Source organism: Candidatus Planktophila vernalis (assembly GCF_002288185.1).
GTDB classification, from domain to species: domain Bacteria; phylum Actinomycetota; class Actinomycetes; order Nanopelagicales; family Nanopelagicaceae; genus Planktophila; species Planktophila vernalis.
In genome coordinates this window covers 716,010-730,335 of record NZ_CP016776.1, presented here as the reverse complement: position 1 = coordinate 730,335, position 14,326 = coordinate 716,010, and the positions used below count along the sequence as shown (strand labels likewise).

Here is a 14,326-nt window from a genome sequence, read left to right as displayed (position 1 = left end):
TAGGACCATGAAAACAGCGGTCATTGGTGCAAGCGGGTATGCCGGGGGAGAACTCCTTCGTCTACTGGCAGTGCATCCACATTTTCAAGTCACGGCTATTAGTGCTCACTCGAATGCTGGTGAGCTAGTCACATCCGTCCATCCACACTTAACAACTCACAATGGTGAGAAGTTTTTAGCTGTTTCAGAGATAGATTTTTCAGATATCGAACTCGTCTTTATCGCGCTGCCTCATGGTGAATCAGCCTCACTCATTGCAAAGATTCCATCTACGACAAAGATCGTGGACCTAGGTGCCGATTACAGATTAGAAGATGCTTCTGCCTGGGAGAAATACTATGGGGGAGTCCATGCCGGAGCTTGGGTCTATGGCCTACCTGAACTTAGCGCGGGACAACGTCAAGCTATAGCGAAGGAAAGCAAAATCGCCAATCCTGGTTGCTATGCAACGGCAATTACTTTAGGGATAGCACCCGCAGTTAATCATGTAGATGTTAGCGATGTTGTTGTAGTTGCGGCATCTGGAACAACTGGGGCGGGTCGAAGCGCCAAGATTAATTTGATTGCAAGTGAAGTGATGGGCTCTCTGACTTCATATAAGTTCGGCGGAGTGCATCAACACACACCAGAGATTGAGCAGGCTGTGTCAGCTATTGCAAAAAAGCCGGTGAAAATCTCTTTCACGCCAATACTTGCACCAATGCCCCGTGGCATTCTGGCAACCATTACTGCCAAGTTGAACAAGCCCATGAATTCAAAAGAAGCACACGACCTTTTTACAAAGCACTATGCGGGAGAGTATTTCGTAGATGTGTTGCCACTGAGTCAGATGCCTAAGACAGGCGGTGTTACAGGTTCCAACAAGGTTCAAATGCAGGTTGCCGTTGATGAACACACCAACCGTCTAGTAATCAGTGTTGCCTTGGATAATTTAGGAAAAGGCGCAGCAAGTCAGGCAATACAAAATGCAAACATCATTACTGGTTTTCATGAAGGTTCTGGTCTATCAACTGATGGTTTAGGCGCATGAAACTACCTCAAGGCTTTGTTGGTGCTGCATGTGTTGCAGGCTTAAAAAGCACAGGGGCACTTGATTTAACACTGATTGAGAACACTGGACCTACCTTTTTCGGTACGGCGGTATTCACATCAAACAAAGTAATCGCAGCACCGGTCATCTGGAGCAAGCAGGTAGTTAAAGATCAGATCGTTAGAGCAGTTGTGCTCAACTCCGGCGGGGCCAATGCCTGCACAGGACCGCAAGGATTTGCTGACACTCATGCAACTGCAGAGTTGGTAGGGGATTTACTAGAAGTTTCATCGGGTGAAGTGGTTGTTTGTTCAACTGGCCTTATTGGTGAATTACTACCCATGACAAAGATTGAAAGTGGCATTAGATCAATTGCATCAGAGCTCAAATCTGAATCACTGCAGGAGTGCGCACAAGCCATTATGACAACGGATTCAGTACCAAAGATTGCACAAGCCAGCCTAGGCAAAGTTGAAGTAGCAGGTATTGCCAAGGGTGCCGGAATGTTAGCTCCAGCTTTAGCAACAATGCTTTCGGTTGTTATGACAGATGGGCTTGTGGGTTCAAATGCTGCCGAGATATTTGCACAAGTAACGGATCGAACTTATAACCGAATTGATTCAGATGGTTGTACATCAACTAATGACACAGTGCTCTTTATGGCATCAGGTGCGTCAGGGCAGACACTTTCTGATTCAGAGTTGGAAGATCTGTTAATGAAAGTTTGTGGTTCACTTGCGGCGCAACTCATTGAAGATGCAGAAGGCTCTACCAAATCAGTTGCGATTACGGTCAACAATGCAGTGAGTGAAAAGGACGCCGTTGAAGTAGGAAGAGCGTGTGCTCGCAACAACTTACTCAAGGCAGCAATCTTTGGTGGAGATCCAAACTGGGGCAGAGTGTTAGCTGCCGTTGGCACAGCAGATGCCCACATGGATCCGCTAACGATTGATGTTGCCCTCAATGGTGTTCAAGTTTGTTCTAACAGCGCACCGGATGCCGATAAGAGCAAAGTTGATTTCAGTAACCGTCTGGTAGAAATAGTCATAGATCTAAAGGTTGGCAAAGCTAGTGCAACTGTGATGACTAACGATCTCTCACATGACTATGTTCATGAGAACTCGGCGTATTCAACATGATCGTCGTTAAATTCGGTGGGCATGCCATGAAGGATGAAAACGGCGCTTTTGCCCAGGCAATTGCAGCTGCTCAAGCGACAGGTGAATCCGTTGTGGTTGTGCACGGCGGCGGACCTCAAATTGATGCGGCGTTGAAAGCTAAGGGAATTGAAAGTTCATTCGTTGGTGGCTTTCGCTTCACAACACCAGAGATTTTTGAAGTTGTTGAGACAGTTCTAGCTAATGAAGTCGGCCCAAAGGTTGCACAAACTCTTATTAAGGGTGGAATTAAGGCTCAAGCACTATCCGGACGCACACTTCCCACTCTGATCGCGAGAAAGAAAACAACATTAGTAGATGGAAGTAATGCCGATCTTGGGAGCGTGGGTGATGTTGTCAGGGTCGATGTTTCGGCGCTTAAAGAATTAGTCAGTAAGGGAGTAGTTCCAGTCGTTGCACCCATTAGTAGTGATGAAGGCGGCTCTGGTGGATTGAATGTCAATGCTGATTTAGCTGCCGCAGCTATTGCTGGAGCGTTAGATGCTTCTGCACTCATCGTTATGACTGATGTTGCTGGCATTTATCGTAGTTGGCCAGATACTTCATCTTTGATTGAATCTATTTCATCAGATGAGCTCAACGCCATTAAAGCGGGGTTCGCTGAAGGCATGGCACCTAAAGTTCAAGCCGCACTAGATGCAGTTGCCAGTGGTGCTAAAGCCGTTCGAATTATTGACGGCACGGATCCAAACAGCTTTGCGGATGCACTACTGAGCAAAGGTGGAACGTTGGTGATCGCATGAAAAACACAGATCTCATAAAGCAGTGGAAGAGCACAACACAGAATAATTATGGTGTCCCATCCATTGCTCTTGTAAAGGGTAAAGGCATAGTCGTTACTGATGCCGATGGAAAGCAGTACTTAGATTTCTTAGGCGGAATTGCAACAAGTATCTTGGGACATGCACATCCGGCTATTGTGAAGGCTGTTAGCAAGCAGATTGCACAGTTAAGTCATGTGAGTAATTTCTATGCCCATCCCAACGCTTTAACGTTAGCTGCAAAGTTAGTTGAAATGACGGGCGATAAGAGTGCACGTGTTTTCTTTTGCCAATCTGGCGCTGAAGCTAATGAGGCAGCATTAAAGCTTTCTCGTCGAACAGGTCGCAACCGAATCATTGCTGCGCAAGGTGCTTTTCACGGTAGAACAATGGGTGCACTTTCACTAACAGGACAACCTGCAAAGCGCGAACCATTTTTGCCCTTGGTGAAAGGTGTTAAACACGTTGCATTTGGCGACATCGAAGCAATGCGCCGTGCTATTTCAAGAAAGACTGCAATGGTGATTCTGGAGCCAATCATGGGAGAAGCCGGAGTGATAATTCCACCGGTTGATTACTTGTCACAGGTGAGAGAACTCTGCGATAGATATGGTGTGTTGTTAGTAATTGATGCTGTGCAAACAGGTATGGGTCGCACGGGTGATTGGTTTGGATATGAGTACTCAGGGATAAAGCCTGATGTGATTACTTTGGCTAAGGGATTAGGTGGGGGATTGCCATTAGGGGCAATGATCGCACTAGGGAAAGCAGCATCACTTTTTGAGGCCGGAGATCACGGCACAACATTTGGTGGCAACCCAGTTACTACTGCTGCAGGTCTTGCAGCCATTGCAGTGATTGATAAAGAGAAGCTTATTGAAAAGACAGTCCTTCATCATGAATATCTCTTGACAGAGTTAGCGATGGTTAAGGGTGTGAAGGAAGTGCGCGGAGCTGGATTGCTCATTGGAATTGAGTTGGATACACCTACTGCAAAAGAGTTTGCGGCCAAGATGGCTAAGGCTGGAGTTTTGGTCAATGCTGCTAATGAATCAACGATTCGAATAGCACCTGCCCTCATTGTTACTCAGGCACAACTGGTGAAATTTGTTTCTATCTTTAGAAAGGTGATCAGTGATGGCAAGTAATGCAACGAATGTTTCTGCGCGCAGAGCAAAGGCCATTGCGCTGATTCAATCTGGAGTTATTCACTCACAGTCTGATTTGGTCGTGGCACTCAAAAAAAGTGGATATCGAGTTACTCAGGCAACGGCTAGTAGAGATCTCGAAGAAATTGGTGCGGTTCGTGGTCGTGGTCGAGATGGTGAATCTGTCTACCAAATTAGAGAGTCCTCTGATGATGCTCTTTCTCGTATCAATCCTGTTCCATCAAAGTTAATTCTCTCCGTGGATCACAGTGCCAACTTGGCCGTGATTCACACACCACCAGGGGCGGCGCAGTTTGTTGCTAGTTCACTTGACCACGCCAATCTCACAGGTGTTATTGGCACGATTGCAGGAGACGACACGATTATCCTTGTGTCCAAGAAAGCAACAGGTGGAGCGCAATTAGCGAAAGAATTACTCGCTTACGCAGCAACTAAGAATGGGAGAAAGTAAATGGCGCTCTGGGGTGCACGCTTTAGTAATGGCCCAGCCGATGCTGTCTTTGCACTCTCTCGCAGTGCCCACTTTGACTGGCGTTTAGCCCCGTATGACATTCGCTCATCCCTGGCTCACTTATCTGTTTTGGAATCTAGCAAGTTAGTAGCAAAAGATGATGCAGCAGCTATTCGCGGTGCTCTCAAAGAATTAGCAGTTGAGGTGTCAAAGGGCTCATTTTTGGCGCAGCCTGGCGATGAAGATGTTCATAGCGCTTTGGAGCGTGGGCTAACTGCCAAGCTGGGCGCAGTTGGGGGAGCACTTCGTGCTGGGCGCTCTCGCAATGATCAAGTCACAACTGATCTACGTCTCTTTGCCATCGATCACATGTTGGAAGTTGCTTCATTGGTTACCGCGTTGAATACCGCAATTTTGAACAAGGCCAATGAGTATGTCAACGACAGTGCTCCAGGTTTTACTCACATTCAACATGCACAGCCCGTTTCCTTTGGACATGAATTAGCAAAGCACGCACATGCTTTTGCAAGAGATCTCGATCGCATTAACGACTGGTTAAAGCGCACATCGGTGAGCTCTCTTGGGGCAGGCGCTCTTGCAGGATCTTCACTTCCATTGAATCCAGAGCGCACTGCAAAAGAGCTTGGTTTTGATTCTAGTTTTGCTAACAGCATTGATGCCGTCAGTGATCGTGATTATGTTGCAGAGGCGCTGTTTATTTGCGCAACAATAGGTTTGCACTTATCTCGTATCGGTGAAGAGTGGACGTTGTGGGCATCAACAGAGTTTGCCTGGGCCAAAGTTGCAGATGAGTACTCAACGGGTTCATCGATTATGCCTCAGAAGAAGAATCCAGACATGGCAGAGCTTGCACGAGGCAAATCAGGTCGACTGATTGGCAATCTGGTCTCAGTCATGACAATGCTTAAGGGATTGCCTTTTGCATATAACCGCGATCTGCAAGAAGATAAAGAACCTCTCTTTGACAGCATTGATACTTTGCTCTTAACGTTGCCAGCAATTACTGGCATGGTTGCAACTACCGATTTTGATCGAAAAAAGATGGCACTGGCAGCACCAACTGGTTTCTCCCTTGCTACAGAGATTGCTGATTATTTGGTTCGAAAGAATGTTCCTTTTGCTACTGCTCATGAATCTGCAGGAAAATGTGTTGCGTTGTGTGAAAAGAGTTCACGTCAATTGCATGAACTTAGCGATGATGAGTTTAAAACTATCCATCCTTCTCTAGACGGGGGAGTCAGAGACGTGCTAAACGTGGCCGGAGCTTTGAGTTCACGGACAACTGCTGGAGGAACAGCGCCGGCGTTAGTGGCCGAGCAAATTAAGAGCGCGCTTAAAGAAAATGCGACGCAATCTAAGAAAATAGCCGACAAAGCCAAGGCCTTTTCAGAGATGATGGGTTCATGAACCTTCTAGAAGATCTACGCTGGCGCGGGCTATTAGCCCAGTCCACTGATGAGGCGGCTCTGCTTGAATCGTTGAAAAAACCCATCACTTTGTATGTGGGCTTTGATCCAACTGCGCCATCACTACACGTGGGCAATCTCGTGGTTCTTCTAGTTCTACGCCGCTTCCAATTAGCCGGTCACACACCAATCGCTCTAGTCGGCGGTGCTACGGGATTAGTGGGAGATCCCAGCGGTAAGAATGAAGAGCGCACACTCAACAGTACTGAAATCGTTGAGGGCTGGGTCAATCGTATTCGCACACAAGTCTCTGCATTTCTAGATTTTAGCGAAGCTAAAAACAAGGCCATTGTTGTTAACAATCTTGATTGGACTTCACCCCTAAGTGCAATTGAGTTTTTGCGCGATATTGGCAAGCATTTTAGCGTGAACCAAATGCTCTCTAAAGATTCAGTTTCTACAAGATTGGAAGCTGGTGGAATTTCATACACAGAATTTTCTTACCAAGTTTTGCAGTCCTATGACTTCTTGGAACTCTATCGTCGCAATAATTGCACATTGCAATTAGGCGGTTCAGATCAGTGGGGCAACATCGTTGCTGGCCTAGATTTGATTCGCCGCGTTGAGCAGGGAAGCGGTCATGCACTCACCGTGCCACTTTTGACCAAAGCTGATGGAACTAAGTTTGGTAAAACAGCTGGGGGATCAGTCTGGCTAGATCCTGCTATGACTTCTCCTTATGCTTTCTTCCAGTACTGGTTAAATACTGACGATAAAGATGTCATCAACTTTCTTAAGGTCTTTTCTTTCAAATCTCATGAGGAAATTGCCGCTCTGGAAAATGCACATAAAGAAAACCCTGGTTTGCGTGAAGCCCATCGCGCCCTTGCCCGTGAATTAACTGCACTTGTGCACTCACAAGCTACAACTGATCGGGTAGAAGCAGCTGCAAAGGCGTTATTTGGTCAAGGAGATCTCACAGAACTTGATGAAGAAACATTGGCAGGCGCACTTGCTGAACTACCTCGCACGACTGTGTCGAAAAATGATGCAATTCCAACATGGGTTGATCTCTTAGCAGCAACTGGTGTTGTTGACTCTAAATCTGCAGCGCGCCGCATTGTTAAAGAAGGTGGCGCATATCTCAATAATGAAAAGATCTCCGGAGAAGATTTTGCACCTCAAAAATCTGACTTTTTATGCGGTAAATATGCGGTTTTGCGAAAAGGCAAGCGAGATTTAGCCGCTGTGGAGCTGATATAAAAATCGCCCTTTTTGGCCCAAAACGCTAGCGGGCCAACGTTTTTTGATGTGTAAGAAGTGGTCGAAAAGCTCCGAAAAGCCCGATTTGACCCCCTTGGACCTGGGGGTTATAGTTTCCCTCTTGCTGTGAAACGGACGATTGAGGCCGAACAGCATTGATTCCCAAATCTAGAGCTTCATTGAGCGCGGTTTGACCGCGCCTGCGTGTATGCACTAGGTTTGGCGGTCTGCCCTGAAAAACAGGAGAAATCCTGGGACTCAGTGCGCATCCGTACCTTGAGAACTCAACAGCGTGCTAATAAGTCAATGCCAATATGTGGCTCTATTTGTCATGCTTTTAATAGCAAAAAACCAGTGTTTTACACTGCTTTGATAGATATCCACGGCAAATAAATACTTCAATGAGGTATGACCGTTAAAAGTTATACCCGTTGATTTCCTTTGGTAATAAGACAAAATAAACGTTAGTTTGTTTGTCTGTACGCCAGATAAAACTTTCTATGGAGAGTTTGATCCTGGCTCAGGACGAACGCTGGCGGCGTGCTTTACACATGCAAGTCGAGCGATGAGATCCCTTCGGGGAAGGATTAGCGGCGAACGGGTGAGGAACACGTGAGGAATCTGCCTTCAACACTGGGATAACTCCGGGAAACCGGGGCTAATACCGGATACGAGACCTGCAGGCATCTGCGGGTCTGGAAAGTTTTTCGGTTGAAGATGACCTCGCGGCCTATCAGCTTGTTGGTGAGGTAATGGCTCACCAAGGCGACGACGGGTAGCCGGCCTGAGAGGGCGACCGGCCACACTGGGACTGAGACACGGCCCAGACTCCTACGGGAGGCAGCAGTGGGGAATATTGGGCAATGGAGGGAACTCTGACCCAGCGACGCCGCGTGCGGGATGAAGGCCTTCGGGTTGTAAACCGCTTTCAGCAAGGAAGAAGCGAAAGTGACGGTACTTGCAGAAGAAGCACCGGCTAACTATGTGCCAGCAGCCGCGGTAATACATAGGGTGCAAGCGTTGTCCGGAATTATTGGGCGTAAAGAGCTCGTAGGTGGTTCGTCACGTCGGATGTGAAAATCTGGGGCTTAACCCCAGACCTGCATTCGATACGGGCGAGCTAGAGTGTGGTAGGGGAGACTGGAATTCCTGGTGTAGCGGTGGAATGCGCAGATATCAGGAGGAACACCAATGGCGAAGGCAGGTCTCTGGGCCATTACTGACACTGAGGAGCGAAAGCGTGGGGAGCGAACAGGATTAGATACCCTGGTAGTCCACGCCGTAAACGGTGGGCACTAGTTGTGGGAACCTTCCACGGTTTCTGCGACGCAGCTAACGCATTAAGTGCCCCGCCTGGGGAGTACGATCGCAAGATTAAAACTCAAAGGAATTGACGGGGCCCCGCACAAGCAGCGGAGCATGCGGCTTAATTCGACGCAACGCGAAGAACCTTACCAAGGCTTGACATATACAGGAATATGGCAGAAATTCCATAGCCGCAAGGTCTGTATACAGGTGGTGCATGGTTGTCGTCAGCTCGTGTCGTGAGATGTTGGGTTAAGTCCCGCAACGAGCGCAACCCTCGTTCTGTGTTGCCAGCATTTAGTTGGGGACTCACAGGAGACTGCCGGGGTTAACTCGGAGGAAGGTGGGGATGACGTCAAATCATCATGCCCCTTATGTCTTGGGCTGCACGCATGCTACAATGGCTGGTACAAACGGCTGCGATACCGCAAGGTGGAGCGAATCCGATAAAGCCAGTCTCAGTTCGGATTGGGGTCTGCAACTCGACCCCATGAAGTCGGAGTTGCTAGTAATCGTAGATCAGCAACGCTACGGTGAATACGTTCCCGGGGCTTGTACACACCGCCCGTCACGTCACGAAAGTCGGTAACACCCGAAGTCAGTGGCCCAACCGTAAGGGGGGAGCTGCCGAAGGTGGGATCGGTGATTGGGACGAAGTCGTAACAAGGTAGCCGTACCGGAAGGTGCGGCTGGATCACCTCCTTTCTAAGGAGCAATCACATGCGCTGGACAAAGGTTTCAGCAATAAGCAGGTGAGCTCATAAGTGGAGCATTGACTTAGGTTTTTATATTTTTCATCCATTAGTACAAGTCGTCTTTATTGCCGACAGTGGAAACTTGGCTCTGTTTAAGAAATCAACTCGGCACGTTGTTGGGTCCTGAGGGGACGGCTGAAAAGGCCAAACCTCTGGACTTAATAAGGCGAAGAAACCATTCGATGTATCGAAAAGGTCTTCAAGGCTTTATTGAGTACCGCCCGTATTTTGAGAACTACACAGTGGACGCGAGCATCTTTGTGGTCAAATTATTAAGCGCACATGGCGGATGCCTTGGCATCAGAAGCCGATGAAGGACGTAGTAGGCTGCGATAAGCCTCGGGGAGCTGTCAAACGAGCTTTGATCCGAGGATTTCCGAATGGGGAAACCCAGCCAGAGTAATGTCTGGTTATTTCTGCCTGAATATATAGGGCAGATAAAGGGAACGTGGGGAAGTGAAACATCTCAGTACCCACAGGAAGAGAAAACAACCGTGATTCCGTTAGTAGTGGCGAGCGAACGCGGAAGAGGCCAAACCAATACTGTGCCAAGCCGGCAGGCGTTGCAGTATCGGGGTTGTGGGACCAGTTAGAACTGACTGCCGTTAGTTCAAAGAGTAAAAAATTAATTGCGTAAGTGAATGGCGTGGGAAAGCCAGGCACAGAGGGTGAGACCCCCGTAGCTGAAACGTGATTAACTCTTTATTGGTATCCCAAGTAATACCGGACTCGAGGAATCCGGTATGAATCTGGCGGGACCACCCGCTAAGCCTAAATACTCTCTGATGACCGATAGCGGACTAGTACCGTGAGGGAAAGGTGAAAAGAACCCCGTAAGGGGAGTGAAATAGAATCTGAAACCGTGTGCGTACAAGCCGTTGGAGCGACGTAAGTTGTGACAGCGTGCCTTTTGAAGAATGAGTCTACGAGTTAGTGTCGTGTGGCAAGGTTAACCCGTCGAGGGGAAGCCGTAGCGAAAGCGAGTCTGAATAGGGCGTCAGAGTCGCACGATCTAGACCCGAAGCGAGGTGATCTACGCATGGTCAGGTTGAAGCGCGGGTAAGACCGCGTGGAGGACCGAACCCACTAATGTTGAAAAATTAGGGGATGAACTGTGTGTAGGGGTGAAAGGCCAATCAAACTTCGTGATAGCTGGTTCTCTCCGAAATGCATTTAGGTGCAGCGTCACGTGTTTCTTACCGGAGGTAGAGCTACTGGATGGTCGAGGGGGCCTACAAGCTTACCAACATCAGCCAAACTCCGAATGCCGGTAAGTGAGAGCGTGGCAGTGAGACTGTGGGGGATAAGCTTCATAGTCGAGAGGGAAACAACCCAGAATAGCAACTAAGGTCCCAAAGCCTGTGCTAAGTGGAAAAGGATGTGGAGTCGCATAGACAACCAGGATGTTGGCTTAGAAGCAGCCACCATTAAAAGAGTGCGTAATAGCTCACTGGTCAAGTGATTCCGCGCCGACAATGTAACGGGGCTCAAGCACAGCACCGAAGTTCTATCATTCACACATTATCCCGGTCGCAAGATCCAGGAGTGTGGATGGGTAGGAGAGCGTTGTGTAGCTGGTGAAGCGGCGGGGGAACCCAGCCGTGGAAGCTACACAAGTGAGAATGTAGACATGAGTAGCGAGAGAAGTGTGAGAAACATTTCCGCCGAAAGACCAAGGGTTCCTGGGCCAGGCTAATCCGCCCAGGGTAAGTCGGGACCTAAGGCGAGGCCGTCAGGCGTAGTCGATGGACAACTGGTTGATATTCCAGTACCCGCTTTAATTCGCCCATAACGAATCCACTAATGCTAAGAGTCTGAATCCTGTTCGGCGTAAGCCGCGTGGGTGGATGGCTCGAACCGGTGTGGTAGTAGTTAAGCAATGGTGTGACACAGGAAGGCAGTCCAACCCGGGCGATGGTTGTCCCGGGGTAAGGTGGTAGGGAGTGATGTAGGTAAATCCGCATCACACATATCCTGAGAGCTGATGCCGAGCCGTAAGGCGAAGTGGATGATCCTATGCTGTCAAGAAAAGCATCTAGCGAGAATTATTGCGGCCCGTACCCGAAACCGACACAGGTGGTCAGGTAGAGAATACCAAGGCGATCGAGAGAATCATGGATAAGGAACTCGGCAAAATGCCCCCGTAACTTCGGGAGAAGGGGGGCCCTTCGACGTGTAGGAATTTACTTCCGAAGCGTTGGAAGGCCGCAGAGACCAGGCTCAAGCGACTGTTTACCAAAAACACAGGTCCGTGCGAAGTAGCAATACGATGTATACGGACTGACGCCTGCCCGGTGCTGGAAGGTTAAGGGGACTGGTTAGCCGCAAGGCGAAGCTGAGAACTTAAGCCCCAGTAAACGGCGGTGGTAACTATAACCATCCTAAGGTAGCGAAATTCCTTGTCGGGTAAGTTCCGACCTGCACGAATGGCGTAACGACTTGAGCGCTGTCTCATCCGTGAACTCGGCGAAATTGCATTACGAGTAAAGATGCTCGTTACGCGCAGAAAGACGGAAAGACCCCGGGACCTTTACTATATCTTGATATTGGTGTTCGGAACGGTTTGTGTAGCATAGGTGGGAGACTTTGAAGCGGGCACGCCAGTGTTTGTGGAGTCATCGTTGAAATACCACTCTGATCGTTTTGAACTTCTAACCTCGGTCCGTAATCCGGATCAGGGACAGTGTCTGGTGGGTAGTTTGACTGGGGCGGTCGCCTCCTAAAAAGTAACGGAGGCGCTCAAAGGTTCCCTCAACCTGGTTGGTAATCAGGTGTCGAGTGTAAGTGCACAAGGGAGCTTAACTGTGAGACAGACATGTCGAGCAGGTGCGAAAGCAGGAACTAGTGATCCGGCGGTGGCTTGTGGAAGCGCCGTCGCTCAACGGATAAAAGGTACCCCGGGGATAACAGGCTGATCTTGCCCAAGAGTCCATATCGACGGCAAGGTTTGGCACCTCGATGTCGGCTCGTCTCATCCTGGGGCTGGAGTAGGTCCCAAGGGTTGGGCTGTTCGCCCATTAAAGAGGCACGCGAGCTGGGTTCAGAACGTCGTGAGACAGTTCGGTCCCTATCTTCTGTGCGCGCAGGAAACTTGAGAAGGCCTAACCCTAGTACGAGAGGACCGGGTTGGACGAACCTCTGGTGTGTCGGTTGTTCCGCCAGGAGCACCGCCGATTAGCTACGTTCGGAAGGGATAACCGCTGAAAGCATCTAAGCGGGAAGCTCGCTTCAAGATTAGGTTTCCCACCGGTTTACCGGGTAAGGCCCCCAGCTAGACGACTGGGTTGATAGGCCGGAAGTGGAAGAGTCGCAAGACTTGGAGCTGACCGGTACTAATAGGCCGAGGATTTAACTACAAAGTTGCTACGCGTCCACTGTGTGGCTCTCGAGATACGGTCTCGAGATCCACGATCAAATGAAAAGGCTTTGACCCCTTTTCATTTTAGACCGAAAACTCAATAGCGTTTCGGCGACCATAGCGAGAGGGAAACACCCGGTCCCATTCCGAACCCGGAAGTTAAGCCTCTCAGCGTCGATGGTACTGCAAGGGTGACCTTGTGGGAGAGTAGAACGTCGCCGGACTTCTTTTATAAAAAGGGGCGCTTTAACGAGCGCCCCTTTTTTATTTCTCTATCATTTCTTTTGATAAACAAAGATTGGAGTATGACAATGGAAGACAAAAACAAACGTCCATCACGTCCTGCTTCATCGCGCCCATCGGGGCCAAATAATGCACGCCGGCGTGAAGATTTGCCTGCTCGCGGAGGATCATCTAATCGCGCCGGAGCTCCGCGCCAAACTCGTGATGGATCAGATCCTCGCGGTGCGCGTCCTGCACCTATGGATCGCGAACAATCACGTCTTCGCCCACGAATTTTTGAACCAGATATTCCAGATGAGATTACTGGTGAAGAGTTAGACAAGTCTTTGCGCGCGGAACTTCTTTCACTCTCTGCAGAAAATGCAAAGGTAGTTGCACGACATTTAGCGTGTGTGAATTTATATGCAGAAGATGACCCACAACGTGCCCACAAGCATGGTGTTGCAGCTGCCCACCATGCAGGTCGCTTAGCTGTTGTCCGTGAATCTGCTGGCTATGCCGCATATCGCGCAGGCCATTATGAAATTGCGCTAAAGGAACTGCGGGCATCGCATCGAATCTCTGGTGATGTTTCAATGTGGCCAGTAATGGCTGATTGCGAACGTGGTCTTGGAAACCCTCTGAAAGCATTGAATTTGGCTGGTTCTGATGAGGTTAAGCGATTAGCAAAACCTGAAGAGATTGAAATGCGCATTGTCGCTTCCGGTGCTCGCCGCGATCTTGGTCAATTTGATGCAGCCGTTGTTACATTGACGTGCAAGGAACTCAAGAACGAACAAGAAGAGTGGGCAGTGCGATTGCGCTATGCCTATGCCGATGCTCTCGAGGCTGCTGGCCGCAAAGAAGAGTCGCAAGAGTGGTTTGCTAAGTGCGCTGAGATTGATACCGAAGAGGCAACTGATGCCTCTGAGCGCTGCTTGTAATTAGTTACCCACAGCAAAACTTTTAAGCTTTAACTTTTTGTCGCACCCTCTGGTAATCATCATCCTTTCCGATTAAGTGAAGAGATGAGTTGAATTATGAGTGAGAAAAAGGGTAAGAAAAAGGGTAAGAAAAAGAGCGTGGTACTTGAAGTAGAGGAAGAGGATTTCTCCCTTAATGATCTTCTTTTGAGAGGTCGCATTTCTGCAGCGGCCATTGAGAAAGAACTGCCGTCGGGGGATAAGGTCGTTGAGTTTCGCCTCATTGTTTCTAGAGAGCGACGCGATGGTGTTGACACCTTAGATATCGGCGCTTGGAGCGCTAAATCACGGCGAATTGCGTTGACTTTAAAGCCCGATGAATGGGTTGAAGTATCAGGTGCTATTCACAGGCGTTTTTGGACCGGTGCCGGTGGACTTGCAAGCCGTTGGCAGGTTGAAGCCGTTGAGATTTCTCGAATTTAGA

Annotated in this window: 9 protein-coding genes and 3 rRNA genes; all 12 read left to right on the top strand. The window is 49.0% G+C overall.

Annotation, left to right across the window (positions count from 1 at the left end; genetic code table 11):
* Positions 1–7: 7 nt before the first annotated feature.
* The 12 genes from argC to A7sIIA15_RS03820 all read left to right on the top strand — a co-directional run bounded on the left by argC (position 8) and on the right by A7sIIA15_RS03820 (position 14,325).
* On the top strand, positions 8–1,030 hold the full coding sequence (gene argC / locus A7sIIA15_RS03875) for an N-acetyl-gamma-glutamyl-phosphate reductase (RefSeq protein WP_095685871.1): 1,023 nt from the start codon (positions 8–10) through the stop codon (positions 1,028–1,030).
* Positions 1,027–2,169 (top strand): bifunctional glutamate N-acetyltransferase/amino-acid acetyltransferase ArgJ, encoded by a 1,143-nt coding sequence (gene argJ / locus A7sIIA15_RS03870; protein ID WP_095685870.1) that lies wholly within the window; start codon positions 1,027–1,029, stop codon positions 2,167–2,169. The genes argC and argJ overlap by 4 nt, the downstream gene beginning before the upstream one ends.
* The gene (gene argB, locus A7sIIA15_RS03865; RefSeq protein WP_095685869.1) at positions 2,166–2,951 is read left to right on the top strand and encodes an acetylglutamate kinase; all 786 of its coding nucleotides are present in this window, start codon (positions 2,166–2,168) and stop codon (positions 2,949–2,951) included. Before argJ ends, argB begins: the two co-directional genes overlap by 4 nt.
* On the top strand, positions 2,948–4,117 hold the full coding sequence (locus A7sIIA15_RS03860) for an acetylornithine transaminase (protein ID WP_095685868.1): 1,170 nt from the start codon (positions 2,948–2,950) through the stop codon (positions 4,115–4,117). Before argB ends, A7sIIA15_RS03860 begins: the two co-directional genes overlap by 4 nt.
* Positions 4,107–4,589 (top strand): arginine repressor, encoded by a 483-nt coding sequence (locus A7sIIA15_RS03855; RefSeq protein WP_018225439.1) that lies wholly within the window; start codon positions 4,107–4,109, stop codon positions 4,587–4,589. The genes A7sIIA15_RS03860 and A7sIIA15_RS03855 overlap by 11 nt, the downstream gene beginning before the upstream one ends.
* On the top strand, positions 4,590–6,017 hold the full coding sequence (gene argH / locus A7sIIA15_RS03850; RefSeq protein ID WP_095685867.1) for an argininosuccinate lyase: 1,428 nt from the start codon (positions 4,590–4,592) through the stop codon (positions 6,015–6,017).
* Positions 6,014–7,279 (top strand): tyrosine--tRNA ligase, encoded by a 1,266-nt coding sequence (tyrS, locus tag A7sIIA15_RS03845; protein ID WP_095685866.1) that lies wholly within the window; start codon positions 6,014–6,016, stop codon positions 7,277–7,279. Before argH ends, tyrS begins: the two co-directional genes overlap by 4 nt.
* A 497-nt stretch (positions 7,280–7,776) precedes the next feature.
* Positions 7,777–9,289 (top strand): 16S ribosomal RNA (locus A7sIIA15_RS03840).
* A 312-nt stretch (positions 9,290–9,601) separates the two neighbouring features.
* Positions 9,602–12,695 (top strand): 23S ribosomal RNA (locus A7sIIA15_RS03835).
* A 109-nt stretch (positions 12,696–12,804) separates the two neighbouring features.
* Positions 12,805–12,921, top strand: a 5S ribosomal RNA gene (gene rrf / locus A7sIIA15_RS03830).
* The 16S, 23S and 5S rRNA genes sit together here, the layout of an rRNA operon.
* Before the next feature lie 81 nt (positions 12,922–13,002).
* Positions 13,003–13,863 carry a tetratricopeptide repeat protein gene (locus tag A7sIIA15_RS03825; protein WP_223298223.1) on the top strand — a complete coding sequence of 287 codons (861 nt, stop codon included), beginning with the start codon at positions 13,003–13,005 and terminating at the stop codon, positions 13,861–13,863.
* A gap of 96 nt (positions 13,864–13,959) precedes the next feature.
* Positions 13,960–14,325: a single-stranded DNA-binding protein gene (locus tag A7sIIA15_RS03820; RefSeq protein ID WP_095685864.1), complete on the top strand. Its 366-nt coding sequence runs from the start codon at positions 13,960–13,962 to the stop codon at positions 14,323–14,325.
* Position 14,326: the final 1 nt, after the last annotated feature.